Annotated in this window: 3 protein-coding genes; 1 reads left to right on the plus strand and 2 read right to left on the minus strand. The window is 52.7% G+C overall.

What is annotated here, in order from left to right:
- Nucleotides 1-145: SDR family NAD(P)-dependent oxidoreductase (locus tag AC1DVF_RS29290; protein WP_477783641.1), on the minus strand; the 145-nt coding region annotated here is incomplete at its 3' end.
- Nucleotides 146-244: 99 nt separating this feature from the next.
- Here AC1DVF_RS29290 and AC1DVF_RS29295 point away from each other — a divergent pair.
- Nucleotides 245-835 carry a TetR/AcrR family transcriptional regulator gene (locus AC1DVF_RS29295; protein ID WP_180697868.1) on the plus strand — a complete coding sequence of 197 codons (591 nt, stop codon included), beginning with the start codon at nucleotides 245-247 and terminating at the stop codon, nucleotides 833-835.
- A gap of 154 nt (nucleotides 836-989) precedes the next feature.
- Here AC1DVF_RS29295 and AC1DVF_RS29300 read toward each other — a convergent pair.
- Nucleotides 990-1,350: NAD(P)-dependent oxidoreductase (locus AC1DVF_RS29300; protein ID WP_477783640.1), on the minus strand; the 361-nt coding region annotated here is incomplete at its 5' end.

Raw genomic sequence — 1,350 nt, forward strand, 5'->3', positions numbered from 1 at the left:
GTTCCGACGCGATCTTGTCGAGCAGAGACTTGCGACGTCCCGCGATGATGACTTTATTGCCCGCCTTGTGAAATCTTAGCGCCAGACCGAGGCCGATGCCTGAGGTGCCGCCAGTAACCAGAATCGTGTTGCCAGTGCTGTTCATAGTAAACTCCAGAAACGATGACTAAGCGGACAGCTGTCCACTTTAAAACCGTACCGGACAACTGTCCGCTTAGCAATGCAGTGAAGGAAAATTTTGTTCATGACTCACGATTTGGTGATGCGTTCTGACGCCAAGAAAAACCGGGAACGGATTCTGGAGGTCGCAGTGGTAGAGCTGACTAGCGATCCTGCGATTCCGTTAAGCACGATTGCGAAGAAGGCGGGGGTAGGGCAAGGCACGTTCTATCGTCACTTCCCTACCAGGGAGAAGTTGGTATTCGAGGTTTATCAGTTCGAAATGCAGCAGGTGGCCGCGTTGGCAGAGGAGCTGCTGGCGACCAAACAACCTAAGGAAGCCCTCCGAGAGTGGATGGACTGCCTCGCTGAATATGCAATGACAAAGGCAGGACTCGCTGCTGCGATCCAACAAGCCGCTTCCGTTTACGAGTTCCCAGGGAAGTCGGGATACGCTCCTGTCCAAGGAGCTGCCGAATTGCTTTTGAGGGCAAATGAGAAGGCAGGAACGATTCGTAGCGGGATTACAAACGACGACTTTTTTCTAGCCATCGCTGGAATATGGCAAATGGATGCCCAGAGCGAATGGCGCTTACGTCTCGCCAGATTGATGAATTTGGTGATGGATGGTCTGTGCGCTGGCAGCCCCGAAAGCCTGAAAAAGAATAATGCTTAGCATCAAAATCAGGACAAGCGTCGGCAAAAACAGGAAACGGAGCGCATCGGCAAATCGTCGATCTTGTTTAGAGCGGCTTAAGCTTGAGTAGCCGCCCCAACCTATAAGCCGCGCTCTATTCTGCGCGGCGGCCATACTGCCAGCGTCCTTGTCGTCACTGCGTCCATCTGTGCCCTAGCCCGTGAGTATTCACGAGGTCTCTCGGTTGTCGTCCTTCGAGACCCGTAAGCAAATTTTCCAGTGCACGCAGTGCCATCGCATTGCGTGTATCGCTTGTTGCAGAGCCGATATGAGGCACAGTGACAACGTTCTTCAATTTGAAAAGACCTGAACTCACAAGCGGTTCTTTCACGTAAACATCTAAACCCGCTGCTCGTATCGTTTTCTCCTCAAGCGCTTGGAAGAGTGCGTCCTGATCAACCACAGGGCCGCGAGAAACGTTAATCAAAATACTCTCCGGGCCCATCAACGCTAGCTCCTTACGTCCGATGAGGTTTCTCGTGCCGTCCGTCAAC

This window comes from Pseudomonas sp. P4_D7, assembly GCF_056401755.1.

Coding starts and splice junctions, on each gene's coding strand:
- AC1DVF_RS29295 (WP_180697868.1), top strand. CDS start 245: ATGACTCACGATTTGGTGATGCGTTCTGACGCCAAGAAAAACCGGGAA.